Annotated in this window: 29 protein-coding genes and 2 tRNA genes; 16 read left to right on the top strand and 15 right to left on the bottom strand. The window is 72.2% G+C overall.

Annotation, left to right across the window (positions count from 1 at the left end; translation table 11 throughout):
* Positions 1-8: 8 nt before the first annotated feature.
* Together LQ940_RS18565 and ureA are read right to left on the bottom strand one after the other, a co-directional pair.
* Positions 9-953 (bottom strand): sirohydrochlorin chelatase, encoded by a 945-nt coding sequence (locus LQ940_RS18565; RefSeq protein ID WP_231241481.1) that lies wholly within the window; start codon positions 951-953, stop codon positions 9-11.
* Entirely contained in the window at positions 950-1,255 is a 306-nt protein-coding gene (ureA, locus tag LQ940_RS18560) for an urease subunit gamma (RefSeq protein WP_231241480.1), read from the bottom strand. The genes LQ940_RS18565 and ureA overlap by 4 nt, the downstream gene beginning before the upstream one ends.
* A gap of 344 nt (positions 1,256-1,599) precedes the next feature.
* Between ureA and LQ940_RS18555 the strand changes: the two genes are divergently transcribed.
* The 3 genes from LQ940_RS18555 to LQ940_RS18545 all read left to right on the top strand — a co-directional run bounded on the left by LQ940_RS18555 (position 1,600) and on the right by LQ940_RS18545 (position 3,817).
* Entirely contained in the window at positions 1,600-2,043 is a 444-nt protein-coding gene (locus tag LQ940_RS18555) for a fluoride efflux transporter FluC (protein ID WP_231241479.1), read from the top strand.
* Positions 2,040-2,420 carry a fluoride efflux transporter CrcB gene (gene crcB / locus LQ940_RS18550; RefSeq protein WP_231241478.1) on the top strand — a complete coding sequence of 127 codons (381 nt, stop codon included), beginning with the start codon at positions 2,040-2,042 and terminating at the stop codon, positions 2,418-2,420. Before LQ940_RS18555 ends, crcB begins: the two co-directional genes overlap by 4 nt.
* Positions 2,421-2,599: 179 nt before the next feature.
* On the top strand, positions 2,600-3,817 hold the full coding sequence (locus tag LQ940_RS18545; protein WP_231365048.1) for an integrase core domain-containing protein: 1,218 nt from the start codon (positions 2,600-2,602) through the stop codon (positions 3,815-3,817).
* A gap of 59 nt (positions 3,818-3,876) precedes the next feature.
* Here LQ940_RS18545 and LQ940_RS18540 read toward each other — a convergent pair.
* Positions 3,877-3,952: transfer RNA gene (locus LQ940_RS18540), tRNA-Arg, on the bottom strand.
* Positions 3,953-4,096: 144 nt separating this feature from the next.
* On the opposite strand from LQ940_RS18540, the gene LQ940_RS18535 reads away from it, so the two are divergent.
* Positions 4,097-5,290 (top strand): LCP family protein, encoded by a 1,194-nt coding sequence (locus tag LQ940_RS18535; RefSeq protein WP_231244588.1) that lies wholly within the window; start codon positions 4,097-4,099, stop codon positions 5,288-5,290.
* A complete protein-coding gene (locus LQ940_RS18530; RefSeq protein ID WP_231244589.1) occupies positions 5,287-5,487 on the top strand; it encodes a hypothetical protein in 201 nt (66 codons plus the stop codon). The genes LQ940_RS18535 and LQ940_RS18530 overlap by 4 nt, the downstream gene beginning before the upstream one ends.
* 21 nt (positions 5,488-5,508) lie before the next feature.
* Here LQ940_RS18530 and LQ940_RS18525 read toward each other — a convergent pair whose 3' ends face one another.
* Genes LQ940_RS18525 through LQ940_RS18515 form a run of 3 tightly spaced genes read right to left on the bottom strand, consistent with a single transcriptional unit; the run spans position 5,509 to position 6,945 of the window.
* Positions 5,509-5,889 (bottom strand): MscL family protein, encoded by a 381-nt coding sequence (locus LQ940_RS18525; protein WP_231244590.1) that lies wholly within the window; start codon positions 5,887-5,889, stop codon positions 5,509-5,511.
* Positions 5,890-5,941: 52 nt separating this feature from the next.
* Positions 5,942-6,595, bottom strand: coding sequence for an SAF domain-containing protein (locus LQ940_RS18520; protein ID WP_231244591.1), 654 nt, complete (start codon positions 6,593-6,595; stop codon positions 5,942-5,944).
* Positions 6,596-6,645: 50 nt separating this feature from the next.
* Positions 6,646-6,945 (bottom strand): FmdB family zinc ribbon protein, encoded by a 300-nt coding sequence (locus LQ940_RS18515; RefSeq protein ID WP_231244592.1) that lies wholly within the window; start codon positions 6,943-6,945, stop codon positions 6,646-6,648.
* Positions 6,946-7,025: 80 nt separating this feature from the next.
* On the opposite strand from LQ940_RS18515, the gene LQ940_RS18510 reads away from it, so the two are divergent.
* Both LQ940_RS18510 and LQ940_RS18505 read left to right on the top strand, forming a co-directional pair.
* Positions 7,026-9,635, top strand: coding sequence for a penicillin acylase family protein (locus LQ940_RS18510; protein ID WP_231244593.1), 2,610 nt, complete (start codon positions 7,026-7,028; stop codon positions 9,633-9,635).
* A gap of 150 nt (positions 9,636-9,785) precedes the next feature.
* Positions 9,786-10,127: a hypothetical protein gene (locus LQ940_RS18505; RefSeq protein WP_231244594.1), complete on the top strand. Its 342-nt coding sequence runs from the start codon at positions 9,786-9,788 to the stop codon at positions 10,125-10,127.
* A 13-nt stretch (positions 10,128-10,140) separates the two neighbouring features.
* On the opposite strand, the gene LQ940_RS18500 is transcribed toward LQ940_RS18505, so the two are convergent.
* The 4 genes from LQ940_RS18500 to LQ940_RS18485 are packed head-to-tail and all read right to left on the bottom strand — an operon-like array spanning position 10,141 to position 12,990.
* Entirely contained in the window at positions 10,141-10,479 is a 339-nt protein-coding gene (locus LQ940_RS18500) for a carboxymuconolactone decarboxylase family protein (protein ID WP_231244595.1), read from the bottom strand.
* Between the two features lie 47 nt (positions 10,480-10,526).
* Complete coding sequence (locus LQ940_RS18495) at positions 10,527-11,099, bottom strand: cysteine dioxygenase family protein (RefSeq protein WP_231244596.1); 573 nt, start codon at positions 11,097-11,099, stop codon at positions 10,527-10,529.
* Positions 11,096-11,824: an enoyl-CoA hydratase/isomerase family protein gene (locus tag LQ940_RS18490; RefSeq protein WP_231244597.1), complete on the bottom strand. Its 729-nt coding sequence runs from the start codon at positions 11,822-11,824 to the stop codon at positions 11,096-11,098. The genes LQ940_RS18495 and LQ940_RS18490 overlap by 4 nt, the downstream gene beginning before the upstream one ends.
* Positions 11,821-12,990 carry a CaiB/BaiF CoA transferase family protein gene (locus LQ940_RS18485; protein WP_231244598.1) on the bottom strand — a complete coding sequence of 390 codons (1,170 nt, stop codon included), beginning with the start codon at positions 12,988-12,990 and terminating at the stop codon, positions 11,821-11,823. The genes LQ940_RS18490 and LQ940_RS18485 overlap by 4 nt, the downstream gene beginning before the upstream one ends.
* Before the next feature lie 181 nt (positions 12,991-13,171).
* Here LQ940_RS18485 and LQ940_RS18480 point away from each other — a divergent pair, with 181 nt between their 5' ends.
* From LQ940_RS18480 to LQ940_RS18450, 7 genes are all read left to right on the top strand, one after another.
* Complete coding sequence (locus LQ940_RS18480; RefSeq protein ID WP_231244599.1) at positions 13,172-14,737, top strand: ABC transporter substrate-binding protein; 1,566 nt, start codon at positions 13,172-13,174, stop codon at positions 14,735-14,737.
* Positions 14,734-15,792: an ABC transporter permease gene (locus LQ940_RS18475; protein WP_231244600.1), complete on the top strand. Its 1,059-nt coding sequence runs from the start codon at positions 14,734-14,736 to the stop codon at positions 15,790-15,792. The genes LQ940_RS18480 and LQ940_RS18475 overlap by 4 nt, the downstream gene beginning before the upstream one ends.
* A complete protein-coding gene (locus LQ940_RS18470) occupies positions 15,792-16,751 on the top strand; it encodes an ABC transporter permease (RefSeq protein WP_231365047.1) in 960 nt (319 codons plus the stop codon). The genes LQ940_RS18475 and LQ940_RS18470 overlap by 1 nt, the downstream gene beginning before the upstream one ends.
* Entirely contained in the window at positions 16,729-17,748 is a 1,020-nt protein-coding gene (locus tag LQ940_RS18465; RefSeq protein ID WP_231244602.1) for an ABC transporter ATP-binding protein, read from the top strand. Before LQ940_RS18470 ends, LQ940_RS18465 begins: the two co-directional genes overlap by 23 nt.
* A complete protein-coding gene (locus tag LQ940_RS18460) occupies positions 17,745-18,806 on the top strand; it encodes an ABC transporter ATP-binding protein (RefSeq protein WP_231244603.1) in 1,062 nt (353 codons plus the stop codon). Before LQ940_RS18465 ends, LQ940_RS18460 begins: the two co-directional genes overlap by 4 nt.
* Entirely contained in the window at positions 18,803-19,888 is a 1,086-nt protein-coding gene (locus tag LQ940_RS18455) for an LLM class flavin-dependent oxidoreductase (RefSeq protein ID WP_231244604.1), read from the top strand. Before LQ940_RS18460 ends, LQ940_RS18455 begins: the two co-directional genes overlap by 4 nt.
* A 70-nt stretch (positions 19,889-19,958) precedes the next feature.
* On the top strand, positions 19,959-21,104 hold the full coding sequence (locus LQ940_RS18450) for an LLM class flavin-dependent oxidoreductase (protein ID WP_231244605.1): 1,146 nt from the start codon (positions 19,959-19,961) through the stop codon (positions 21,102-21,104).
* A 122-nt stretch (positions 21,105-21,226) separates the two neighbouring features.
* Here LQ940_RS18450 and LQ940_RS18445 read toward each other — a convergent pair whose 3' ends face one another.
* Positions 21,227-21,412 carry a hypothetical protein gene (locus tag LQ940_RS18445; protein ID WP_231244606.1) on the bottom strand — a complete coding sequence of 62 codons (186 nt, stop codon included), beginning with the start codon at positions 21,410-21,412 and terminating at the stop codon, positions 21,227-21,229.
* A 107-nt stretch (positions 21,413-21,519) separates the two neighbouring features.
* A tRNA-Lys gene (locus LQ940_RS18440) sits at positions 21,520-21,592 on the bottom strand.
* Between the two features lie 701 nt (positions 21,593-22,293).
* Between LQ940_RS18440 and LQ940_RS18435 the strand changes: the two genes are divergently transcribed.
* Together LQ940_RS18435 and LQ940_RS18430 are read left to right on the top strand one after the other, a co-directional pair.
* Positions 22,294-22,728, top strand: coding sequence for a hypothetical protein (locus LQ940_RS18435; RefSeq protein ID WP_231244607.1), 435 nt, complete (start codon positions 22,294-22,296; stop codon positions 22,726-22,728).
* Between the two features lie 479 nt (positions 22,729-23,207).
* Positions 23,208-23,870, top strand: coding sequence for a DUF6629 family protein (locus LQ940_RS18430; RefSeq protein WP_231244608.1), 663 nt, complete (start codon positions 23,208-23,210; stop codon positions 23,868-23,870).
* A gap of 81 nt (positions 23,871-23,951) precedes the next feature.
* On the opposite strand, the gene LQ940_RS18425 is transcribed toward LQ940_RS18430, so the two are convergent.
* Genes LQ940_RS18425 through LQ940_RS18415 form a run of 3 tightly spaced genes read right to left on the bottom strand, consistent with a single transcriptional unit; the run spans position 23,952 to position 25,772 of the window.
* Positions 23,952-24,293, bottom strand: coding sequence for a DUF202 domain-containing protein (locus LQ940_RS18425; protein ID WP_231244609.1), 342 nt, complete (start codon positions 24,291-24,293; stop codon positions 23,952-23,954).
* A gap of 10 nt (positions 24,294-24,303) precedes the next feature.
* On the bottom strand, positions 24,304-24,663 hold the full coding sequence (locus LQ940_RS18420; protein ID WP_231244610.1) for a YidH family protein: 360 nt from the start codon (positions 24,661-24,663) through the stop codon (positions 24,304-24,306).
* A gap of 44 nt (positions 24,664-24,707) precedes the next feature.
* Complete coding sequence (locus LQ940_RS18415; RefSeq protein ID WP_231244611.1) at positions 24,708-25,772, bottom strand: AI-2E family transporter; 1,065 nt, start codon at positions 25,770-25,772, stop codon at positions 24,708-24,710.
* Positions 25,773-25,795 lie beyond the last annotated feature (23 nt).

Genomic DNA, 25,795 nt, shown 5'->3' with positions numbered 1-25,795 from the left:
GCCCTCGGTCAGTGGGGGGAGGAGAGGTGCTCGGTGGGGGAGGGGCCCCGACCTTCGCGGTGGCGCGGCTCGGCCCGGGCCGCCGCAGCGCGACCAGTGGTCGCGGGCTCGGCGACGGTCGGGGGGTGGGAGTGGGAATGAGGAGCCTGGGGGTGGGGATGGGCGTGGCCAACCTCGCCTTCGCGCGCGTGCGGGTGGGCGTAGCCGTGCCCGTGGTCGGCGAGGAGCCCGGCCGCGATGCCGTCGTCACCGTGAGTCAGGTCGTGGCGCGCCTCGCGCGTACGGCGCCGCACGACGTCGACGATCGACTGGGGGGACAGCAGAGGCCCGAAGAAGGACACACGCTCGGCGGGCAGAGCAGTGGGTGGTGCGGACTGCGCGAAGCCGGCCGGTACCACGATGACCTCGTCGCTGCCGAGCAGTCGTGCCCGTTGTACGGCAGAGGCGAGGTCGGCGGCGTCGCTCAGGCAGGCGGGCTCCACCGGCACGCCGGCACCGTGGGCCCGCACGAGGTGAGCGACACGGTGCAGGTCCGCGTCGTCGAACGGGTTGGCGGCCGCGGCGGCGAGCAGCAGTCCTGCTCCTGGGCGATCGCGCGCGGTCTCGATGGCGGCCCGTCGCAGCCAGGCGACGAGATGATCCTGGGTGCCGAAGTCGGCACAGAGCGTCAGCCGGCCGGCCCCCGCCCCACCGGCAAGCCATCTCAGGGTCTTCGCCGTGTCCGCCACCATGCCCGGGTCTCGCCCCCACGTCATCGGGAGGACGGCCACCACGGAGCCGCCCGCGGCGAGCTCCGTCACGACGGCGTCGTGCAGCGCTCGACCCGGCCGGCTCACGAGCGCGGAGGGCAGTGTCTTCAGGAGCGGTAGGAGGTCGGCCCCATTGGCGCTCTCATGGCCGCCCACGAGGATCGTGGTCGTCGCGTGCTGTCCTCCCGGGGGGAGCATGGTCACGCCGCCACGGGATCGTGGCAGCAGACGAGCTTGCTGCCGTCGACGAAGGTCGCCTCGACCTGCAGCAGAGCTAGCCGAATCCGCACGCCGGGCATGCTCCCGCGCTCGGAGACGACCTGTTCGCCCAGCTCAATGCACTCGGCCACAGACCTGCCGTCGCGCGCGGCCTCGAGGATGGCGTCGGGGATAAGCGCCTGCGCCTCGCTCGGGTTGAGCTCGGTGCCGCGATCGCGCCGGCGACGCGCGAGGTCTGCGACCTGGTCGATGAGGAGCTTGTCGATCTCGCGAGGGTGCAGGTTCATGGCGTCGACGCCTTCTGCTGGGGAAACGGGGCCGGCTACCGGTCTAGTTGGCTTCCGATGGCGTCAGCAGAGCCGGCGGGCCCGGATTCAGAGAGTCACGAGCCTCTATTCGCAAACAGTCCGATATGTGGTAGTGGGGAGGCGTGCCGTACCCCCCGGGCCCGCGACCACGTCCAGGACCGCACCCGGACGCCCTGCATCTCCATGCACCACCTCGGTCCCGCTGCGCCAGTCGTCTGGGACGCTAGGCAACGGGGGCGTCGAGGACCACCCGCTCGGCGCCGTGGTGAGGGCCCGTCCACCGAGCAACGGCCCCCCACGGTCAGCGGCTATGGGGAGGCGCAGTGAGCACGAGCAGACCGGCCTACCTGCGTACCTCCTCCATCGGACTGGTGCTGGTGGGTGGCGGCGTGGGCGCCGGCGCCCAGGAGGGGCTCTCGCTGGCCGTCTCCGACCTCGACGGCGTCCCGGTAGTGGTTCCCGTGGTCAACCTCCTGGGCGCCTTCCTGCTGGGCTACCTCTACGAGGCGTTGACCCGTCGGGACCCCGGACCCGTGACCACCGCGCGCCTGAAGCTCCTGCTCGGCACGGGCTTCTGTGGCGGGCTGACCACCTACAGCTCGCTGGCGACCGACACGGCGGTGCTGCTCGACGACGGGCAGCTCGTGGTGGGGCTGCTCTATGCCGTGATGACGGTCTCGCTGGGCGCCGCGGCGACCATCGCCGGGATCGTGGCCGGCGGGCGGGGCCGCCGACGCGGCGATCAGTCACCGGGGGAGGCGCCATGACCGCCGGGCTGTTCCTCCTCCTGGTCCTCGGGGGCGGGGTGGGCGCCGCGCTGCGCTACGTGGTGGACGGCGCGATCAAGGCGCGCACCCACGACTCGTGGTTCCCCTGGTCCACCGCCGTCATCAACCTCACCGGCTCACTTGCGCTCGGGTTCCTCACCGGCCTGATTGTCAGCCGCATCGCGGATACCGACGTGAGCGCCGTGGTGGGGACCGGCCTGCTGGGGGGCTACACCACCTTCAGCACGGCCAGCTACGAGACGGTGCAGCTGGCACGCGAGGGGCGCGTGGTCCACGCGTTCGGCTACGGGTTCGGCGTGCTCGTGGCCGGTGTCGCCCTCGCGTTGGCGGGCTACCTGTGGGGGTCCCGGGTCTAGAGCGCACGTCGCGGCTCGGAGCCTGCGCTTCGGGCGCCGCAGCCAGGTGACCGCTCCACGGGTCCGGTGGTGCCCCAGGCAGTGTTCTGGTTCAGGACATCGGCGACACATGTCTCAAGACATAGGCGACACCTGTCTCGGGTCATTGGCGACAGCTTCAGGAGGCTCGATGCTCGGCCATGTCGCAGCCCACGTCGAAGGCCCGCCTGGTCATCACCGCTCTGTTCGTCGACAACCAGACCCCTGCCGAGGTCGCCGCCCGCTACGGCGTGCATCGCGCCTGGGTCTACAAGCTCAAGGCCCGCTACGAGGGCGACACCGCACTGGAACCCCGCTCCCGGCGCCCCAAGACCTCCCCCAACGCCCTCGCAGCCGAGCTGGTCGACCTGATCGCCCGGATCCGCAAGGAGCTGACCGAGGCCGGCCTGGACGCCGGACCCGAAACCATCGCCTGGCACCTCGAGCACCAGCACGGACACCGGGTGTCCAGGTCGACCATCAGCCGTCACCTCACCGCGGCCGGACTGGTCACCCCCGAGCCCAAGAAGCGACCCAAGTCCTCCTACATCCGCTTCCAGGCCGCGATGCCAAACGAGACCTGGCAGTCCGACTTCACCCACTACCGGCTCACCCGTCCCGACGCCCGCCCCGGCGCGGACGCGGAGATCATCACCTGGCTCGACGACTGCACCCGCTACGCGCTGCACGTGAGCGCACACCCGCGGATCACCACCCCGATCGTGGTCACAACCTTCCGCGAAGCCCTCGCCCGGCACGGGATCCCCGCGTCCACGCTCACTGACAACGGCATGGTCTACACCGTCAGATTCGCCGGAGGACGCGGCGGCCGCAACAGCTTCGAAGACGAGCTACGACGACGTCACGTCGTCCAGAAGAACTCCCGCCCCGGCCACCCCACCACCTGCGGCAAAGCCGAGCGGTTCCAGCAGACGATGAAGAAGTGGCTGCGCGCCCAGCCCGCCCAGCCGACCACGATCGTCGAGCTGCAGGCACTCCTGGACCTCTTCCTCGACCAGTACAACCACCAGCGACCACACCGCTCGCTGCCCCACCGGGCGACCCCGGCAACGCTCTACGACTCGATGCCCAAAGCCCTGCCGGGTCCGGCCACCGACCCCGAGACCCACGAGCGGGTTCGACACGACCGCGTCGACAAAGCCGGCTCGGTCACGCTGCGCCACAACAGCCGTCTGCACCACATCGGCGTCGGCCGAACCCACGCCGGAACCTGCGTCATCCTGCTCGTCCAGGACCTCCAGATCAGGATCCTCAACGCGGCCACCGGCGAGCTCCTACGAGAACTGATCCTCGACCCGAGCCGCGACTACCAGCCCACCGGAGCACCCAAAGGCCCCACCCGGCGAACCCCGAAATAAACAACACCCGGACCTGCGTTCGCAGGTCCGGGTGTCGCCGATGTCCTGAGACATCACAGTGGTGCCCCAGGCAGGAGTCGAACCTGCGACCTTTCGCTTAGGAGGCGGCTGCTCTATCCGCTGAGCTACTGGGGCATCGACGTGCTCGGACGTCGGCGCACATCCTGTCACGGCCACTCGGACGGTCGAGGGTTTGGCCTACTCGCCGGTCACGGCGACAATTTGGCTATCACACGTATCTTCGCCACGGCGAACGCGACCCCACGACCAGAGGTGTAGATGTCCGACGAGCAGCAGCCTGCTGAGTCGGAGTCGCCGACCCCGCAGGGTGGCCGCCGCCGGGGACGTTCCCCCAAGCGTCACGTCGTGGCGCGGGTGCTGATCACGACGCTCGTGGTGCTCGGCATGGTCACGGGACTCTCGGTGGTGTTCATCGCCCGTCACCTCTCCGACAACCTCACGGTGCTCGACCCGAGCGACCAGCTCTCGAACCGCCCGGACAAGGTCGACGAGGGCCCCGGCGAGCCGCTGAACATCCTGGTGATGGGCTCCGACAGTCGCGAGGGCGCCGGCAACAACATCGACGGCCTGACCGGCGACGGCGCGCGCTCCGACACCACGATCCTGATGCACCTGTCCGCCGACCGGGAGCACGCGTACGGCGTGAGCATCCCGCGCGACTCGCTGGTGACGCGTCCCGACTGCGAGGACGAGGACGGCAACACCATCCCGGGCGGCGAGAACCAGATGTGGAACACCGCCTTCGCGCTGGGCGGCCCGGCGTGCACGATCCAGCAGTTCGAGCAGCTGACCGACGTCCGGATCGACCACTTCGTCGTCGTGGACTTCGCGGGCTTCCGCGACATGGTCGACGCCATCGACGGGGTCGAGGTCTGCATCCCCGAGGACATCGAGGACCCCGCCCACGGGATCAACATCCCGGCCGGCACCCGCGAGATCCGCGGCAAGGAGGCGCTCAACTACGTCCGCGCGCGTTACACGCTCGGCGACGGCTCCGACATCGGCCGCATCCAGCGCCAGCAGGCGTTCGTGGCGGCGATGGCCAAGAAGGTCGTCTCCGGCGGCACGCTCGCCCGCCTCGACCGCGTGGTGGCCTTCCTCGACGCGGCGACCAAGTCGCTCATCGTCGACCCCGGGCTCAAGGGCGTCTTCAAGATCGGCAAGCTCGGGCTCGGCTTTCGCGGCATCGGCCTGGACAACATCAAGTTCCTGACCGTCCCGTGGGCCTACGACACCCGCGCCGGGTACGAGGGCCGCGTCGTGTGGCGCCCCGACGCGCAGAAGGTATGGCGCAAGGTGCGCGAGGACGAGCCGCTCACCAAGCGCCTCAGCCGCGGCTCGATCAACGCCGGCAACGTCCCCGGGTCCGGCGACCGCCCCGGCACGCGTCCCGACCGGAGCGACGACGAGGAGGAGGCGGCCGCCCGCGAGGCGGCCGGTCTCTGCGCATGAGCGACCCCACGACCGACCCCGCGACCGGCGAGGGGCCCGAGCCTCGCGCGGAGAGCGCCTGGCAGCGCCGGCGCCGCCTCGAGGCGGTCTTCGGAGACACCTTGCCCGACACGACCAGCGACGAGCAGGACCCCCCGGGGGCCGACGACAACGAGGCCTGGCTCAAGGCGCAGGTGCCGCCGCACCACGGGGGCTGACGCGTCGTCGCGCAGCAGCCGTCACGGGCGGGGCGGGCCCTGCGCCTGGCTCGCGAGCAGGTCGCGGATCTCCTGCAGTAGCTTGACGTCCTCGGGCGTGCCCGGCTCGGGGCTGGGGAAGAACCGCTCCTTGGCGGCGACGTAGGGCGTCACGATGAAGAAGTAGACGATCGCGGCCAGGATGAGGAACGCGACGAGGGCGGTGAGGAACGGTCCGACCTCGACGTCGCCCGGGGCGTATTCGTCGAAGTTCGGCTGGCTGCCGCCGAAGACCCGGGCGATCGCCGACAACAGCATCTGGGTGAAGGCGGTCACGACGGCGGCGAACGCGCTGCCGATGATGAACGCGACCGCGAGGTCGACGAGGTTGCCCCGCAGGATGAAGTTCTTGAAGCCGCTCATGGTGTGCTCCTAGCTGCCGAGAGGCGGGCGTTCACCCACCGATCTCTCGACGCTAGCCCTGGGTCCAGGTGAATGTCACGACGGTGCGGACCGCGGCTGCGGTGAGTGCGCCGACCTCCGAGGGATCCGCGCCGACCACGACCAGGCGCCCCGGGAGGCCGCTCGCCGCGGCCGCGCCGTCGTCGGCCGGCAGGGCCAGGACCGGGACGTCGCGGGCCACGACCTCGGCGTCGCCCGCCTGCGGGTCGGCGGCGACCAGGTCGATCCGGTCTCCGACCGACAGCAGCCCCACCATGCCCGGGTCCGGCAGCCGGACCGGAGTCGCGACCAGGTCCGGGCGGCCGTCGGTGAGGGCCGGCCCGACCAGCCGGACCGCGGTGAGCGGCTCCCCACGGCGCAGGGGCCCGGCGAGCGTGCGCCCCACCGGGTCCTCGGCGAGGTCGTCGGGCACCGACTTCGGGGCGAAGGCGACCCGGACCAGATCCTGCCCGTCGAGCACCGTGCCCGCGGCCAGGTCGTGGGCGGCGACGGGGACCTCGACGGTCGCGGGTGGGGGAGCCGTGGCGGCGTGCAGCCCCGCCGCGACCGCGACGGCGACCAGCAGTGCTGCGAGCGGCCGGCGCCGCCGCAGCACGGCGCGGCGGGCCTGCCGCAGGCCGTCGCCCAGGCGAGCGCGGCCCGGTCGGTCAGCGGAGGAGGAGTCCATCCCCCGACGCTAGGCGAGGACGCGGGCGGACGGTCCCGCTCTCCACAGGGTCAGGAGGAGGCGGTGGCGGCCGGCTTCGCGTCGGCCTTGGGCTTGCTCTCGGTCTTCGTCTCGGTCTTGGTGTCCGAGCTGCTCTCGGTCTTGGCGGCCGGAGCGTCGGTCGAGGTGCTGGTCGAGCGGCTGTCGTTGCGGTAGAAGCCGGAGCCCTTGAAGACCACGCCCACGGCGTTGAAGAGCTTGCGCAGCCGGCCCTGGCACTGCGGGCACTCGGTGAGCGCGTCGTCGGAGAACTTCTGGACCTGCTCGAAGGTGTGGTCGCACTCGGTGCAGGCGTATTGGTAGGTCGGCACGGGGTCTCCTTCGATGGCGCGGATCTGGCACTCCGCCCTGGCGACTGCCAATGTTACGACACGGCACAATGAGTGCCGCCATGACCGAGGAAACCACCACCACCCGCGGGCCGTGGGCATCCTTCCTCGCCCTCCCGCGCGCGGCGCGCGTCACGTCGTACGTCGCCGTGCTGGTCGTCCTGGCGCTCGTCGCCGGGCTCGCGATGGTCGTGGTGCTCGTCCGCCGCCCGCTCCCGCAGACCTCCGGCGAGCTGGCGCTGCCCGGCCTGGGCGCGGAGGTCGAGGTCGTGCGCGACGAGCACGGCGTCCCGCAGCTCTACGGCGACTCGCTGCTCGACCTGGTGCGGGCCCAGGGCTACGTGCACGCGCAGGAGCGGTTCTTCCAGATGGACGTCCGTCGCCACGCCACGGCGGGGCGGCTGGCCGAGCTGTTCGGGAAGGACGCGGTCGAGAGCGACGCCTACGTCCGCACCATGGGCTGGCGCCGCGTGGCCCAGCGCGAGCTCGCCCTGATCGAGCCGGCCACCCGCGCCGCGCTGGAGGCGTACGCCGGCGGCGTCAACGCGTTCCTCGCCGAGAGCTCGCCCACCGAGATCGCGCTGGAGTACACCGCGCTCAACGCCGGCGGCCTGGACTACCACCCCGAGGACTGGAGTGCGGTGGACTCGCTCGCCTGGCTGAAGGCGATGGCGTGGGACCTGCGCGGCAACATGGCCGAGGAGATCGACCGGGTCCTGGTGGCCGGAGCCGTGGGCGAGGAGCGCGCGGCCGAGCTGTATCCGGCCTACCCCTACGACGAGCATGCTCCGGTCGTCGACCGGGGCGCCGTGGTGGACGGGGTGTTCGAGCAGGACGCCACCACCGGCGGCACCCGCGACCCGCGCCGCCCGGCGTTCACCGCCGACCAGCAGGCGCCGCTGACCCGCGTGCGCGAAGGGCTGGGGCGGATGCCGTCCTGGCTGGGCCGCGGCGAGGGTCTGGGCAGCAACGCCTGGGTCGTCGACGGAGCGCACTCCGCGACCGGTGAGCCGCTGCTGGCCAACGACCCGCACCTCGGCGTCGACCTGCCCGGGGTCTGGATGCAGACGGGGCTGCACTGCCGGCGCGTGAGCCCCGAGTGCCCCCTCGACGTCGCCGGCTTCACCTTCGCCGGGGTGCCGGGCGTGATGATCGGCCACAACGCCGACATCGCCTGGGGCTTCGCCAACCTCGGCCCCGACGTCACCGACCTCTTCGTGGAGCGGGTGCGCGGCGACACCTGGCACTACGACGGACGGGATCGTCCGCTGCACGTGCGCACCGAGACGATCGAGGTGGCCGGCGACGACGACGTGGAGCTGACCGTGCGGGCCACCGACCACGGGCCGCTCGTCTCCGACGTCGACGGCGTCGTCGGCCAGGTCGGCGACCTCGCGCGGCGGCAGGGACCGGCCCCCGGCGAGGACGAGTACGCCGTCGCGCTGTCCTGGACGGCGCTGCAGCCCGGCACGACGGCCGACGCCATCCTGGCCCTCAACCTGGCGACCGACTGGGACTCCTTCCGCTCCGCCGTGGCCGGCTTCGCCGCCCCCGCGCAGAGCATCGTGTACGCCGACCGCGCGGGCCACATCGGCTACCAGGCGTCGGGACTGGTGCCCATCCGCAGGTCCGGCAACGACGGCCGGGTTCCGTCGGCCGGGTGGCTCCCGGAGAACGACTGGACCGGGGAGGTCGTGCCCTACGAGGGCCTGCCCCGCGCGCTCGACCCGGAGGGCGGCGTCGTCGTCGCCGCCAACCAGGCCGTCATCGGCGAGGACGACTACCCCTACTTCCTCGGCGACGACTGGGACCAGGGCTACCGGTCCGAGCGGATCCGCCGGCTGCTCGAGCAGGAGGGGGAGCTGTCGGTCGACGAGATGGCGGCGCTGCAGCTCGACGACCGCAACCCCCTCGCGCCGGTGCTCACGCCGTACCTGCTGGGGGTGCGGCTGATGCCCGGGTACGCCGACGACGGCCAGCGCCTGCTGGACGACTGGGACTTCCGGCAGCAGGCCGACAGCGCGGCCGCCGCGTACTTCAACGTCGTGTGGCGCCAGCTGCTCGAGGGGACCTTCCACGACGAGCTGCCTGAGGAGTCGCGGCCCGACGGCGGCAACCGGTGGATGAGCGTCGTCACCAGGCTGCTCGAGGAGCCGGGGTCGCCGTGGTGGGACGACCTCGCCACCGAGGACGTCGTGGAGACCCGCGACGACATCCTGCGCGCGGCCCTCGTCGGCGCGCGCGACGAGTTGACCGCGCTGATCTCGCCGACCCCCCGCGAGTGGACCTGGGGCGACCTGCACGAGCTCGACCTGCGCTCCCGGCCCCTGGGCGAGTCCGGTGTCTGGCCGGTCGAGCGTCTGGTCGACCGGGGCGGCTGGGAGGTGGGCGGGGGCGCAGCCACCGTCGACGCGAGCGGCTGGGACGCGCGAGAGGGCTACGAGGTGACCACGGCCGCGTCGATGCGGATGGTGGTCTCGCTCGGCGACCTGGACGCGTCGCGGTGGGTGAGCCTGACCGGGGTCTCCGGCCACCCGTTCAGCGGGCACTACACCGACCAGACCGACCTCTGGGCGGCCGGCGAGACCCTGCCGTGGCGGTTCTCCCGCGACGCGGTCCTCGCCGCCAGCACCGACACGCTGACCCTAGTCCCGGTCCCGGTCCCCGAGTAGGGGTGAGGCGAGGGCGCCACCTGCGTCACCCCGTGGGGGGGGCGCGGCGCTGACCGTGCGGGTGTGACCTGTGTCACGCTGCGGACGGGCGCGATGCGCGGGTGAGCCCACCGGCGACCGCTCTGGTTTCATCTCGTGATCGGAATCGGCATGTCACTCTCCTCCAGAACCCTCCAAGGCGCTCGTCTCACCGTCGCCGCACTCTTCTCCTCGACCGCCCTGGTCATGGCGGCACCGCTCGCCGCGCAGGCCGACCCCGGTGAGTCCATCACCTACTGGTGCGACGAGCCGAGGAGCTGGACCTTGAAGGACACCAAGCTCAAGACCACGTGGCAGAAGTTCAACGGCTGCCCCTACGGCGAGATCATGATCGAGTCGTCGTCGCGCGGCTGGCTCTGGATGTACGGCGGGTCCTGCGCGGACTGGTACTACGAGGAGGGCGGCCGATCCCTCCTGAAGGTCCGCGACGTCTGCGATGCCATTCGCGTCTGACGGGAGCGCCGGCTCACTCCTGGAGGCCGTCCAGCACCCGCATCGCCTTCATCCCGTGGGTGTAGGCCCCGCCCGCGCGCAGCGCCGCGGTGACGAAGGTGGTCTCGGCGATCTCCTCGCGGGTCGCCCCGGCCTCGTGGGCCGCCTTGGTGTGGCTCTCCAGGCACATCTCGCACTGGGTGGTGAGGGCGACGGCGATCGCGATGAGCTCGCGGTACTTCAGCGGGATCTCGCCCTCGGTGTTGGCGAACACGGACTCGGCGAACGCCGCGTAGCCGGCGGCCTCGGTGGGTGCGGCCTTGCGCAGCACGGGGGCGTAGGCGCGGTCGGACTTGGCGGGGGTCACGGTCATGGCAGGTCTCTCCTGGGGCGGGGGTGATGGGTGGGCCGGGGCAGGGGTCAGGACGCGGGCGGGGTCCACGTGGAGGTGAACCACGAGACCTCGCCGGTGTCCGGCTGGTAGGAGCGGCGCGGCAGCGTGCCGATGTCGGCGCCGTAGACGTGGATGCCCACGCACGGCTCGTCGCCGCCGCAGAACACCTGGTGCACGTCGTCGTCGGTGGTGCAGCACACGGTCACCTGCCCGGCCGTCCAGTCGACCTCGGCCTCGCGGCGGGGGACGTCGCCGTCGTGGGCGGGCTTGGCGAAGGAGACCTCGCGCTCGACGCCGGAGTGGATGCCGACGACGCCCCAGGTCTCGTGCCCGTGGACGGGCGTGCCCTGGCCGACGTTCCAGACCGCGGAGGCGAGGGAGAAGCGGCCGGCGGGGTCGACGTGGAGCGGGTACATCACGTAGTGCTCCTCGCCGGGCTTGGTCACCGACGGCGGCAGGTCGATCCCCGCGGCGAGCGCGGCGCGCAGCCGTTCGGCCACCAGCCGGGTGAGCTCGTGCTCGTCGTGGTGGGTGGCGACGAGCTCGCCGACCTCCTCGATGAGCTCCGCGAGGCGGGGGTCCTGGACTGCGGTGGTCATCGTGCTCCTTCTGGGGCGGGGGTACGGGCGGGGGCGGATCGGTCGCGGTACTGGCGGACCCGGTCGCGCAGACCGGGCCGACCGGCCAGCGAGCGGACGAGCTGGGCGAGCGGGTCGGGGACGGACGGTACGCCGGCCGCCCGGCGCAGCGCCGCTGTCGTCCCGGGCGGGAGGCACCGGGTCGCCTCGGCCAGCCGGGTGACCTCGGCCTCGGCCTCGTCGCGGCCGCCGGGCGGGGTCAGCAGGCCGTGCTCGGACGCCTCGATGCCGGAGATCCGCCGGCCGGTGGCCGCGGCCTCGGTCGCGAACGAGGGCGAGGTGAGCGCCGCGAGGCGCGCGGTGCCGAGGACGGCGCCGAAGCCGGCGCCGGGGAAGCGCAGCGAGGCGCCGGGAAGCCCGAGGCGCACGTCGGCGGCCAGGGCCAGGTCGGCGCCGGCGCCGACCGCGGCCCCCTGGACCAGTGCGACCGTGAGTGGAGGGAGCGCGGCGAGGCGCTCGAGCAGGAGCTGGATCCGCACCAGGCGCAGCAGCAGGTCCGCATCGCTCTCCTCGTCGAGGGTGGCCAGGTCGAGTCCTCCGCAGAAGGCCCGGCCGCGCGCCTCCAGCACGACCACGTCGGCCGTGGCGCCCGCGGCGCTCAGCTCGTCGTGGAGCCGCTCGACGGTCGCGGCGTCCAGCGCGTTGGCCCGGTCGGGCCGGTCCAGGACCAGGCGGGCGATGCTCACGCCACGCCCCACTCGGCCAGGACCTCCGCGGTCTGCTCGCCCAGCCGCGGGGCCGCACCGTCGAGCCGCGCCTCCGTGTCCGTCGCGCGCACCGGGAAGACGGTGGTCCACGAGGGTCCGGCGACCGGGACGTCGTAGGGCCGCACGAGCCCGCTCTCGCGCAGGGCCGGGTCGGCCAGGACGTCGCCGAAGGTGTTGACCGGCCCGGCCGGCACGCCGGCGGCGCGCAGCCGCTCCACCCAGTCGACCGCGGGGCGCTCGGCGAAGCGCTCGGTGAGCAGCTTCTCGAGCTCGAGCTGGTGGGCCACACGGCCGTCCTGCGCGGCGAAGCGGGAGTCGTCGGCGAGGCCGGGGTCTCCGACGACCTCGCAGACCGCGCGCCACAGCCGGTCGTTGCCGGCGGCGAGGACGAAGGGCGCGTCGGCCGCCGCGAAGACCTGGTACGGCGCGTTGCGCGGGTGGCGGGTGCCCCGCGGCGTGGGGTCGACGCCGCTGCCCCAGTACTCGCTGGTCTGCAGCGCCGAGGTCGCGAGCAGGCAGTCCAGCATCGGCACGTCCAGGTGCACCGAGCGCCCGCTCGCGCGCACCTGCGGCAGCCAGGCGACCACGCCGAGCGCGGCGTAGAGGCCGCTGGTGAAGTCCGCGACGGGCACCCCCGCCTTCACCAGCTCGCCCTCGTCGGTGCCGGTGACGCTCATCATCCCGCTCATGGCCTGGATGACGACGTCGTAGGCCCCGAGGCCGGCGTACGGCCCGCTCTGCCCGAAGCCCGAGACCGAGGCGTAGACCAGGCCCCGGTGCTCGGCCGCCAGCTCGTCGTAGCCCAGGCCCAGCCGGGCCAGGACCCCGGGCCGATAGTTCTCCACGACCACGTCCGCGGCCAGGCACAGCCCCCGCACCCGGGCCAGGTCGTCGGGGTCCTTGAGGTCAGCGAGCACGCTGCGCTTGTTGCGGTTGACGCTGGCGAAGTTGTGGCTGAACCGCTCCTCGCCGTCGGTCGCGAGCGGCGGCCACTGGCGCATCTGGTCGCCGGCCGGGCCCTCCACCTTCACCACGTCGGCGCCCAGGTCGGCCAGCAGCATGGACCCGAAGGGCCCGGCGGCGACATGGCCGAACTCGACGACCCGCACCCCGTCGAGGGGCCGGGGGGTGGCGGAGGAGGTCATGGTCGGCCCTTCGGTCGGCGAGTGGTGCTATAACAATACTAAATTACGTGACTTACGGTGATTCTGTCGGGTGGGCCAGCGTGTCGAGAGCTCAGGATGTAAGACAAGTAAGTCAGTATGGTTTATCGTGTTCTCACGACCTCTCGGCCCCCGATCCTCACCCGGAAAGGCTCACCTCTCGATGAGCAGACTCACTCGTTCCCCTCGCGGCCGCCGGCTCCCGGCGCTCGACCGCCGCGCCCTCCTGAGTGCCGGCCTCGGCCTCACGCTGGCCGTCTCGATGGCGGCCTGCGGCGCCGACGCGTCGACGCCCGGCGGCGCGGGCGGCGGTGCCGGGGTCGTCAAGTGGGCCTGGCAGCTGCCCACGACGTGGGACCCGGTCACCTCCTCGGCCGGCTCGGACGTCCAGATGCTCGCGCTGACGTACTCCTCGCTGACCCACATCGACGAGCAGGGCAACGCGATCCCGCACCTCGCCGAGAAGTGGGAGTACAACGCGGACGGCACCCAGGTGACGTTCACGCTCCAGGACGGGCTCACCTTCAGTGACGGCGCGCCGATCGACGCCGACGCGGTCAAGGTCAACCTCGAGCGGGGTCGCGACGCCGACAACTCCCTGATCGCCCCGCAGCTCGCGGACCTGGTCGACGTGAGCGTCGATGACGAGCTGACCTTCACGCTCACGCTGGACGGCCCGAACTACCAGTATCCGAACCTGCTGGCCGGCAAGACCGGGATGCTCGTCAACCCCAAGGTCATCGCCGACGACGTCGAGTCGCTGGCCACCAAGCCGGCCGGCTCGGGCCCGTTCACCCTGGACAGCTACACGCAGAACGCCAACGCCAAGCTGACCCGCAACCCGAAGTACTTCCAGGCCGACGAGATCCTGGTCGCCAACTTCGAGCTGTACCCGGCCGCCGACGCGGCCACCGTGGTGGCCTCGGTCCAGTCCGGCCAGTACAACGTCGGCCTGCTGCCGGGCAGCCAGGTCCAGGCCGCCGAGGCCGCCGGGCTCGACGTGCAGGAGATCCCGTCCCTGTACGTCGCCACCCTGGACGTCAACGTCACGAAGAAGCCGTTCGACGACCCCGCGGTGGTCGAGGCCCTGCACTACGCGGTGGACCGTCAGGAGCTCGTCGACGCGGGCCAGTTCGGGGTCGGCGAGGTCAACTACCAGCCCTTCCCGCCGGGCCACGTCGGCTACAACGAGGAGCTGAAGGACGTCTTCGCCTACGACCCCGACAAGGCGAAGGGCATCCTGAAGGACGCCGGCTACACCGAGCCGATCCCGCTCACGATCTCGGCGTCCAACCCCGAGGGCGTGCCCGAGCTGCTGCAGTCGCAGCTCGAGGAGGTCGGCTTCGCCCCCGAGATCGAGGCGATCCCGATCGCTCAGTTCACCCAGCAGGTCTACATCAACCACTCCGAGGCGCTGGCCGTCGACGGCTTCGCCGGGCGCGAGTCGCCGGCACAGGCCTTCCAGGTGCTGTTCAGCGACACCGGCCTGATGAACCCCGGCCGCCAGTACGACCCGGCGGTCCGGGCGGCGATCGAGAGGGTCATCGCCACCCCGCTCGACGACCCGAAGTACGCCGAGCTGCTGCAGGCGGCCGTCAAGGTCGCGGTCGAGACGATGCCCAACACGTTCCTCTACACGGTGCCGCGCGTCCTGGTCCGCAACACCTCGGTCTCCGCGGTGCCCGAGAGCCCGGCCCTCGTCGAGTGGAACGGCGTGAGCGTCCAGTGAGCACCGCGACCCTCACCGCCCCGGTCGCGACAGGGGACGTCTCGGGCCACGCAGCCACGGCCCCCACCCGCGTCAGCCGGGCGGTGGTGGTCGCGACCCCCGTCGCCAGGATGCTGCTCGTCGCGGTCACGGTGTTCCTGCTGTCGTCGGTGCTGACCTTCGCGCTCGGCGCCATGTCGGGGGCCAACCCGGCCGCCGCGGTGCTTGGCGAGACGGCCACGCCGCATGACATCGCCCGCATGAAGGCGGAGTTTGGCCTCGACCAGCCGCTGTGGCAGCAGTACCTCACCTGGCTGGGGCACCTGCTGCAGGGCGATCTCGGCGTCTCGTGGTTCACCACCGTGCCGGTGACCGACAGCATCTCCGCCGCCCTGCCCGTCGACCTGTCGATCGCGGGACTGGCGCTCCTGATCGCGGTGCTGCTCGGCGGCGGCGCCGGCATCGCCGCGGCCCTGAGCAACGGCGGGGTCGTCGACCGCTGCGTGACCGTCGTCTGCTCGGTGCTCGCGACGATGCCGCCGTTCGTCATCGGGATCGGCCTGATCGTGATCTTCTCGGTCAACCTCGAGTGGCTGCCCTCCGGCGGCTACGTGCCGATCAGCCAGGACCCGGCGCAATGGCTGCGGTTCGCGATCCTGCCGGCACTCGCACTGAGCGTCGACGCCGCCGGGTCGCTGGCCCGCCAGCTGCGGACCTCCCTGGTCGGCGCGCTGCGCGAGAACTACGCCACCGGCGCCGAGATGCGGGGCTTCCCGCGACGCCGCGTGCTCTTCGGACACGTGCTGCGCAACGCCTCCGGGCCTGCGCTCGCCGTCCTCGGCTTCGCCGTGCCGACGATCATCGGCGGCGCCGTCATCGCCGAGAAGCTCTTCAACCTGCCCGGCATCGCGCAGCTCGCACTGCAGTCGGCCGAGCAGGGCGACGTCCCGGTGATCCTCGGGACGCTGATGGTGACCGTGGTCGTGGTGCTCATCGCCAGCACGGTCGTCAACCTGCTTCAGACCGCGCTCAACCCCCTGGCCCGCCGGGCCGCCCGACCCGCCGGAGGCAAGTGATGGACACGTTGCGCAGGGTGTGGCGGGTCCCCGCCGCCAAGGTCTCGATCCTGGTGCTCCTCGGGGTGGCCGTGCTCGTGGTCGCCGGCGGCTGGCTCGCGCCGTACGACCCGCTCGCGCAGGAGCCGTCGCAGATGCTGCTGGGCCCCAGCGCCGAGCACTGGCTCGGCACCGACTACCTCGGCCGCGACGTGCTCAGCCGGCTGATGGCCGGCACCCGGGTCTCGGTGGCCGGCGCGCTCGAGGCCGTCGCCACCGCCGCCCTCCTCGGAATCCTGCCCGGCCTGGCGTCGGCCTGGCTCGGCCCGCGGTTCGAGTGGTTCTCGCTGCGGGTCACCGACACGCTCATGGTCATCCCGTTCACGGTCTTCGCGATCGCCGTCGTCGGCACCCTGGGCAACGGCCTGCACCAGTCGATGATCGCGATCGGCATCCTGATGTCGCCCCTCTACTTCCGGATCACCCGTGCCGTCACCCTGGGCCTGCGCCAGCAGCAGTACGTCGAGGCCGCCGAGCTCATGGGCGCCTCGCAGTGGTGGGTCCTGCGCAAGCACATCTGGTCGAAGGTGCTGCCGACGATCGCGGTCACCACGGCCCAGGCCGTCGGCGCCGCGCTGCTGGTGATGGCCTCGCTGACCTTCCTCGGCCTGGGCGTCACCCCGCCCGCGCCGACCTGGGGCGGGATGCTGGCCAGCGACCTGGCCTACCTCGCCCAGCAGCCCTGGGCGCCGCTGTACCCCGGCGTGATGATCATGCTCACCGTCGGTGCGCTCAACCTGCTCGCCGACATCATCCGCGAGGCCACGCCCGACGCCGTACGCCGCACCTGGCGCCGTACGGCCCCGGCCGGCACCGGCCTCGCCGTCGGCTCCTCCGTCGCCGCCGAGCCCGTGGCCCTCGACGATCCCACCTCGACCGAGCTGAAGGAGGACGGCGATGTCCGTGTCCCCGCTGCCTGAGCCCACCCTGCGCGTCGACGCCCTCGGCGTCACCGTCGGCCAGGAGCGCCGCGCGGCCGTCCGCGGCGTGTCCTTCCAGATCGCCCGCGGCGAGTCGGTCGGCCTCGTGGGGGAGTCCGGCAGCGGCAAGACGCTGACCTGCCGCTCGGTCCTCGGGCTGCTGCCGGCCGGCTGCGACGTCGCCGAGGGGAGCATCCGCCTGGGCGACGGGGCCGAGGAGGTCGAGCTGACGACCGTGCGCCGCCGCGGCTGGGACCGTTTGCGCGGGCTGCGGCTCGCCGCGGTCTTCCAGGACCCCGCGTCGTACCTCAACCCGTCGCTGACCGTCGGCCACCAGCTCGCCGAGCAGCTGCGCGTCAAGCGCCGGCTCAAGCGCCGGGAGGCGCACGTCCGCAGCGTCGAGCTCTTCACCGAGGTGGGGCTGCACCGGCCCGAGCAGGTCTTCCACCAGTACCCGCACGAGCTCTCGGGCGGCATGCTGCAGCGCGTCCTGATCGCGATCGCGGTCGCGCTGGAGCCGGACCTGCTCATCGCCGACGAGGCGACCACCGCGCTCGACGTGGTGATCCAGGCCGAGATCCTGCAGCTGCTCTCGCGACTGCGCCGGGACCACGACCTGTCGCTGCTGCTGGTGACGCACGACCTCGCGGTCGTCGCGGAGACGTGCGACCGGATCCTGGTGATGTACGGCGGCGAGATCGTCGAGAGCGGCCGCACCGAGGAGGTGCTCGCCGACCCGCAGCACCCCTACACGCGGGCCCTGCTCAGCGTCGCGTCGATCGGTGACTGGAGCCGCCGGCGCCTGGACGTCATCCCGGGCTCCCCGCCCGAGGCGGGCGAGCAGATGCCGGGCTGCCGCTTCGCGCCGCGCTGCGCCGACGCCGCGGCGGTGTGCACGGCCGGTCCGGTCGCGCTCCGCGAGCGCGGCTCCGGGCGGGCCGCCCGCTGCGTCCGGCTGGACGAGCTCGCCGCCACGCCCGCCGGGGGTGGGGCATGACCGCCGCCGACACTGCCGCCGACACCGTGGCCGCTCCGCTGCTGTCCGTGCGCGACCTCACCGTCACCTACGCGCCGCCGCGCCGCCGGGGCTCCCTCGGCACCGGCGCCGCCCTGTCCGGGGTGGACCTGGAGATCCACGCCGGCGAGATCGTCGGCGTCGTGGGTGAGACCGGCTCCGGCAAGACCACGCTGGCCCGCGCCACGGTCGGGCTCGTGCAGCCGGCGGCCGGCTCCATCGACTTCGCCGGCGCCGAGCTCGGCGGCCTGCGCGGGCGCGAGCTGCGCGACTTCCGGCGTACCGGGCAGGTGCAGCTGGCGTTCCAGGACCCGCTGCGCTCGCTCGACGGCGACCTCACCGTGGCGCAGGTCGTGGGGGAGCCGCTCGAGATCGTCGGCACCGACCGGGCCGAGCGTCGCCGGCGCGTCGACGAGGCCCTGGCCCTGGTGGGGCTGGAGCCGACCTTCCGCGATCGCTACCCCCGCCAGCTCTCCGGCGGCCAGCGGCAGCGGGTCTCGCTGGCCCGCGCGATCGTCACCCGCCCGCGGCTGCTCTTCTGCGACGAGCCGGTCAGTGCGCTGGACGTGTCCAACCGCAACCTGGTGCTGCGCCTGCTCGACCGGCTCCGCGAGGAGCTCGGCTTGGCCGTCGTGATCATCGCCCACGACCTGTCCTCGCTGGCCGGGATCGCCGACCGGGTCGCGGTCTTCTACCGCGGCCGGCTCGTCGAGCAGGGCCCGATCAGCGAGGTGCTGGAGCGGCCCGCGCACCCCTACACGGCGCTCCTCGCCGCGTCGGCGCCCAGCGTCCAGCACGAGGACCGGCTGCGCCCTGAGCAGCTGCGGCACCCGGCGGGCGACGTCGCCCGCGAGTGGCCGCCCGGCGCCTGCGTCTTCGCCGCCCGCTGCGCCTTCGCCCACGACGCCTGCCACGAGCAGCCCGCGCTGGCCCCCGCGCCCGACACCGCACGCCGTACGGCGGCCTGCCACGTGGCCGACACCTGGCGCGCCCGGCTCACGACCACCACGACCGCCCCCGGAAAGGTTCCCAGCACATGACAATCGAGTTCATCGGCTTCGCCTCGACCAAGGAGTACAGCGAGTCCGGCGGCACCGCCGACGGCCCCGTCGTCGACCCGGCCTACCTGCGCGCCGTCGCCACCGCCCACGAGGAGTCGGGCTTCGAACAGGTGCTCATCGCGCACTCCTCCGCGAGCCCCGACGGGTTCGTGATCGCCGACCAGGTGCTCACCGCGACCGAGCGCCTCGCGGTGCTGCTCGCGCACCGGCCGGGCTTCCTCGCGCCGACGCTGGCGGCGCGGTCCTACGCCACGCTCGACGCTTTCCACCCCGGCCGCATCGCGATGCACGTCATCACCGGTGGCGACGACGCCGACCAGGCCCGCGACGGCGACTTCTCCGACAAGCCCACCCGCTACGCGCGCACCGACGACTTCCTGACCGTCGTGCGCAAGGCGTGGGAGTCCGAGAAGCCGTTCGACCACGAGGGCGACTTCTACCGGGTGGCGCAGGGCTGGTCCTCGGTCCGGCCGGCGCGGCCGATCCCGGTCTACTTCGGCGGCGCCTCGGGCGACGCCGTACGGGTGGGGGGCAAGCACGCGGACGTCTACGCGTTCTGGGGCGAGCCGCTGGCGGGCATCGCCGAGCGGATCCGCGAGGTCCGCGCCGCGGCGGCGCCGTACGGACGGCAGACGCGGTTCAGCGTCAGCCTGCGCCCGATCGTGGCCGACACCGAGGAGCAGGCGTGGGCCAAGGCCGAGGAGATCCTCGAGCGGGCCAAGGAGCGCGCCGGCGGCCCCCAGCCGGGCTTCAAGAACCTCGACCACCAGCAGCAGGAGGGCTCCAAGCGGCTCCTGGACGCCGCCGCCAAGGGCGACGTGCACGACAAGCGGCTGTGGACCTCGGTCGCCAAGGTCACCGGCGCGGCCGGCAACTCCACGGCCCTCGTCGGCACCCACGAGCAGGTCGCGGACGCGCTGCTGGACTACGTCGACCTCGGCGTCAGCACGTTGCTGATCCGCGGCTTCGAGCCGCTGGCCGACGCCATCGCCTACCGCACGGTGATCGACCTGGTCCGCGAGGGCGCCGCCCGGCGTACGCCGGTCGCGGCCTCCGCCTGACCCCTCCTCGTCGGCACGCCCCTGTGCACCCAGGGGCGTGCCGACTCCCTCCCCGACAGATCGGACTCCCATGACCACGACCGCACCCGAGACCCGCACCGCCCCCGCGCCGTACGAGCGGCCGGTCGAGCTGCTCGGCATGATCGGCACCCGCGACCAGTCCGAGAGCCGCCCGGGCTCGGGACCGGCGATCGACGCGGACTACACCCGGCGCTTCGCCCGCGCCCACGAGGACGGCGGCTTCGACCGCATCCTCATCGGCTACGGGTCGAGCTGGCCCGAGGGCACCCAGGTTGCCGCCCACGTCGCTGCGCACACCGAGCGCCTCGGCCTCCTGGTCGCGCACCGCCCCGGCTTCGTCGCGCCCACCCTCGCCGCGCGGACGTTCGCGACCATGGACCACTTCTCGCAGGGCCGGGTCGCCGTCCACGTCATCACCGGCGGCAGCGACGTCGAGCAGCGCCGCGACGGCGACTACCTCGGCCACGACGAGCGCTACGACCGCACCGACGAGTACCTGCAGATCCTGCGCCGAGCCTGGACCTCGACCGACCCCTTCGACTTCGAGGGCGCCCACTACCGGCACGAGGGGTACGCCGCCGGCGTGCTGCCCTACGGCGAGCGGCACCTGCCGCTGTTCTTCGGCGGCTCCTCCGCGGCGGCGTACCGCGTCGGCGCCCGCCACGCCGACACCTTCATGCTCTGGGGCGAGCCGCTCGCCGAGACCGCCGAGCAGGTCGCGTCGGTGCGGGCCGCCGCGGCCGAGGCCGGGCGCGAGGCGCCGCGCATCAGCGTGTCCTTCCGCCCGATCCTCGCCGCGACCGACGAGCTGGCCTGGGAGCGCGCGCACGAGGTCCTGCACCGGATCCAGGTCGGGGCGGGCAGCGGTCTCCTCGACACGGCGAAGCGGAGCGCCGGCGGTAGCCCGCAGAACGAGGGCTCGCGGCGGCTGCTCGCCGCGGCGGCGAAGCGCGACCTGCACGACCGCGCGCTGTGGACTCCCACCGTCACCGCGGCCGGCGCCGGCGGCAACACCACCGCGCTCGTCGGCAGCCCCGAGACCGTCGCCGCCGCGATCCTGGACTACGTCGAGATCGGCGTCGACACCATCCTCATCCGCGGCTACGACCCGCTCGACGACGCCATCGATTACGGCCGCCACCTGCTCCCGCTCGTGCGGCAGGAGGTCGCGCACCGGCGCTCCTCGGCCGCCTGAGGGCCGGGGGAGAGGTGGATGGATACCCGGCTGGCCGGGTATCCCGTCGCTTGTCAGGGGTTGCAACCCCTGACAAGCGCTAGAAACGCCCCGGAGCACGCCCGTCAGAGGCGTACGCCGCCTCACCAGCGAGCGACTCGCCACGCCGCGCCGTACGCCGCGACGGCCGCGGGCAGCTCGCGGAAGTGCTCGGTGAGCGCCATCAGGGTCAGCGTGGCGAAGCAGGCGAGCCCCAGCAACGCGGGCCAGTCCACATCATCGGCGGTGCCGGTGGGCTCGGCCCGCCGTGGCGCTCGGTCGAGGCACATGATCCCCTCCTTCACCCGACATTGATACCCGATTTGGTCCAGTGACTCAGTCGACTAAAGGGTAGCGCGCCGGGAGCGAGATGTGCAGAGGGAAGGGGGAGGGTCGGTAGGCCCCGTGGGACTCGAACCCACAACCAAGAGATTAAAAGTCTCCTGCTCTGCCAATTGAGCTAGGGGCCCGGGGTATGGAAAGAACCTCGGGAAGAAATCCTAGGAAGAACCCAAGGGAGAACTCATTCCGGACGGAGCATAACGAGGCGCGTTCAGCGCCGGTCGGCCAGGAGAGCGTGCTGCGGTTCCCTGGGGCCTTCCGCGCCCAGGTCCGGGGTCTGCCGGTATGGGGATGGTCCGGGTCGTGGCGTGGCGCGCAACCGCGCATCGGCTGAGATCGTCGTCTCGCTGGGCGTGCCCGCTACCTGACGTCTCGGCTGGTGCGTGGCCCATGTCCCACACTTGCTTTCGGGATTGTCCTGGCTGCCAGTCGATCTTGATCAGGTTGCCGTCTTTGCCGCGGACCCACACCTCGCCGTTGCCGTTCTTGGCCCGTTCCCACACTACTTTGATCTGTCCCTTGCCGTATTTGGGGCGTGTGTTCGCGTACGGGAGGCGGTTGCCGTGCTTGTCATAGCCGTAGGGGTGCGGTTTGCCCTTCGGGGGCAGCTTGTGCGTGGGCCAGCTCCGCATCGCTCTGACCGAAAGGAACTTGCGCAGGATGCGGGTGACGTCGGTGAGCTTGTCGATGGTGCGCAGCGAGGCGATGTCGATGGCGGCCTGCTTGACCTCGCCGACGGCCTTGCGCCGCCTTACCGAGCTAGTCCTGGTGAACCGCGCCGAGGAACGGATTGCGTCGACGCGGCGTCAGAATGTCGAGAGGGGTCGCGATGAAGGCCTTGGCCGCGCTGTTTCTGGTGGTCGCAGTCGGAGTTCAGGGATGCGCCGCTGGCCGGGCGTGCTCAGACGTGGGTGACTTCAACGGTGTCGGCGTCGAGATCCCACGCGCTCTGTTCGTGGAATCCGGGAGTGTGGCCATCGACGTATGCGACACAGACGGCTGCGCCTCCGCCGTTCAGCGTCTCGGACCCGTACCCGAGGGACCCGTTGGCCGAGCTGCCAACGTCTCGTTCGATGACCTCGGGCGGCACTTCGAGCCCGGGCAGGTGACGGTGACGGTGAAGGTGGCCAGCTCGGATGGCCAGCTGGTCGCCGCTGCCCGGCACGAGATCGAACTGATGCGCTCATACCCGAACGGAATGTCCTGCGACGGCGACGGCTACGTGAATGGCTCGCTCAGGCTGAACGCGCGCGACCGAGTCTGACCACAGCCACTGACGGCGCGCTCCCCGGACGGCACGTCAGGCAGCGACAACGCGACCTTCGGGAATGGAACGAACCCAGTGAGAGGCTGCTCGCACACCGCGCCGACCAGGCAGGCACGCGCTCTTCAAGGCCGGCAAGTGGCTCACCGAGACCAAGGTGACCACGCCCATCGAGCGCTCCGGCTGGGACCTGGTCCGCGCAGTGCTCGACTACCGCCACCACAACACCGCCCTGGTGCTCCTGCTCGAGCCCTACCGCGAGCTGGTCACCCGCGGCGACGGCCGCGCTCGCCGGGGCCTCGCCGATGCCGCCGGCCAGGTACCGGGACAACATGGGGTCGCGGCAGGGGAAGGCGCGCGTCGAACCGGCCTGACGCGCCGAGCCGGGCAGACGAGCAGGTCGAACCAGGCGCAAGTTTCCGGCCCGCTCAGACGTTTCGTCCCTCGGGCCGGGGTACCGGTGGAGCGTGTGCTTCTCCATGAGCGCCGATCTGACTGCCGGGGCGGCCCTGCTCCCCGTCGCTGCGATCTGCCTGCGCGAGGTGCGCACGGCGCGGGAGCTGCCGTTCGCGTCGCTGCCGCTGCTCTTCGCGCTCCACCAGCTGACCGAGGCCCTCGTCTGGCGCGGCGCGTCGGACTACGTCTCGGCCGGTGTCCAGCACGCCGCCGCGGTGATCTACGTCCTCTTCGCCTTCCCGGTCCTCCCGATCCTGGTGCCGCTCGCCGTGCTGCTGCTCGAGCCTCAGGGACGGCGCCGGCGGGTGGCGCCGTTCGTGGTGCTCGGCGCGGTGGTCGGGGCGTACCTGCTCTGGGCAGTTCTCGACGGCCCGTTCCTCGTCAGGGAGGAGCCGCACGCACTGATCTACGACGTCGACCTGACGTACGGGCCGATGTGGGCCGTGCTGTACATCGTGGCGGTGATCGGCCCGTCGGTGCTGTCGGGCTACCCCTCGATCGTCGTCTTCGGACTGCTCAACCTCGTCGGGCTCACGGTCGTCGCCATCGTCTACGTCCAGGCTTTCGCGTCGCTGTGGTGCGTCTATGCGGCGCTGACCTCCGCACTGGTCGTTGTGCACATGGTGCTGCGCCGCCGGCTGTCGGACATCCACCGCCTCGAGGGCCAGGGACTGGCGCGCGCCTGAGGCGGTGGTGATGGCCATGACGACTGCGGTGAGCTCGCAGGAGCTCGGTGAGCGATCGTCGTACCAGCTGGCCCGAAGAGATCAGGGGGCCAGGAGGTGGATCAGCTCGATGGTCGCCATCAGGACGGTCGTCGCGGCGAGCATCAGGGTCGGCCCGCCGATCGCGCGGTAGTGGCGGTAGTCACGGTCGTCGTCGTAGCGCCGCCACCCCTCGGCCAGCACCCAGGCGGTGAGCGCCATCAGCCCGGCGACCGGGAGCAGCGCGGCCGGTCCCAGGAGCGACCAGGTGTGGCGCGCGGTCGCGACGGCGACGACCAGCAGCGCCATCGCCGTGCGCTCCCACGCCAGCGTGGTCTTGATGTCGTCCTCCTTGCCCGCGCCGGGACGGGGCCTCCCCTCACCGGGCGCGTGCGACCCCGTCATGGCAAGGTCCTCACGCCCACGAGAGGATGAGGACGGCGCACACCGCGACGACCACGAGGACGAGCAGGAGACCGAAGCCCAGCGGCGGCAGGGACTCGCCGCGGCGCATCGACCGCTCCGCCACCGCCCAGCGCAGCCACGTCACCGCGGCGGCGACCAGAGCGAGGACGACCAGAGCCAGCGCGATGGCGCGTTGCACGCCCGACGGGATCGACAGCTGGACCACGTCGAGGGCGACCCCGCCCGCCAGCAGCGCCAGGGCGGTGCGGACCCAGGCCAGGAAGGTCCGCTCGTTGGCCAGGCTGGCGCTGTAGTCCGGGTCGTCGCCCTCGCCGTACACCCATCGTGGACGCCGGGTTCTCTCGCGCACCCCTCCAGTGTGACCCAGGCCACCAGCCGGACCGCCGGGATAGCTCAGGGGGTGGCCTGGTCGGGATCGCGGTTGGCCACCAGCGGGGACAGCCAGCGGCTGGCGGGGTCGGCGTCGACGAGGAGCGAGCGGACCAGGATCGAGAGCGGGACGGCCAGGATGGCGCCGATGGGACCGATCACGCCCGCCCAGAAGATCAGGGACAGGAAGGTCAGGGTGGAGGTCAGCCCGACCGAGTTGCCGACGACCCGGGGGTGGATCACCGAGCCGATGACGAAGTTGACCGCGAGGTAGATCGCCACCACCGCCAGCAGGAGCCCCGGTCCGCCCTCGAGCAGGGCCAGGACGGCGGGCGGCACCAGCCCGATGAGGAACCCGATGTGGGGGATGTAGCTGGTCAGGAAGGCCAGCAGCCCCCACAGCAACGGCGCCGGGACGTCCAGCAGCTCCAGGGCGATGGTGTCGAGGACGGCGGCGATGAGGCCGAAGACCGTGGAGACCAGGAGGTAGCGCCGGGTGTCGTGGGCGAAGCTGCGCAGTGCGGCGACCAGGTCCGGCCGCCCCTGTGCCACGGTGGCGAGCTGACCAGACAGCGCCCTGCTGTCGACGGTCATGAACAGCACGAGCGCCAGCATGAAGGCCAGGCCGGAGACCAGTCCGTAGATGTCCGACAGGGCGTCGGTGGCGACGCCCACGAGCCGGCCCAGGTCGAGCCCGTCCAGCACGTGCTCGATCTGCTCGGTCGAGACCCCCGCGCGCTCCAGGAGGTGGATCGCGTCCGAGGCTGCGTCGTTGAAGTCGTCCTTGTACTGCGGGAGCAGGGTCGCGAACTTGGCCCCGGCCACCACGATCGCCACCGCCAGCCCGATCGCCACGGCGGCGACCAGCAGCACGCACAGCGTCGTGGTCACCCAGCCCCACAGGTAGCGGTCGAGCCGGACCCGCAGCGGGTGCACCGCGATCGTCAGGACCAGGGCCAGGAACGCCGGGCCGATGAGGCTGGCCGAGGCCCGCATGCCGGAGATCACCATGAACGCCGCCGCCAGCCCCAGCAGCACGATCAGTGCCCGCGGCAGGACGCTGTTCCGCCTCAGGTCATCACGCGGCACCGCTCGCCCTGTCGACTCCGGCT

Origin of the sequence: Nocardioides sp. cx-173, assembly GCF_021117365.1 — a bacterium.
Taxonomy (GTDB): Bacteria; Actinomycetota; Actinomycetes; order Propionibacteriales; family Nocardioidaceae; genus Nocardioides.
The sequence above is the reverse complement of the archived record's forward strand: the minus strand, read 5'-3'. Positions and strand labels throughout refer to the sequence as shown.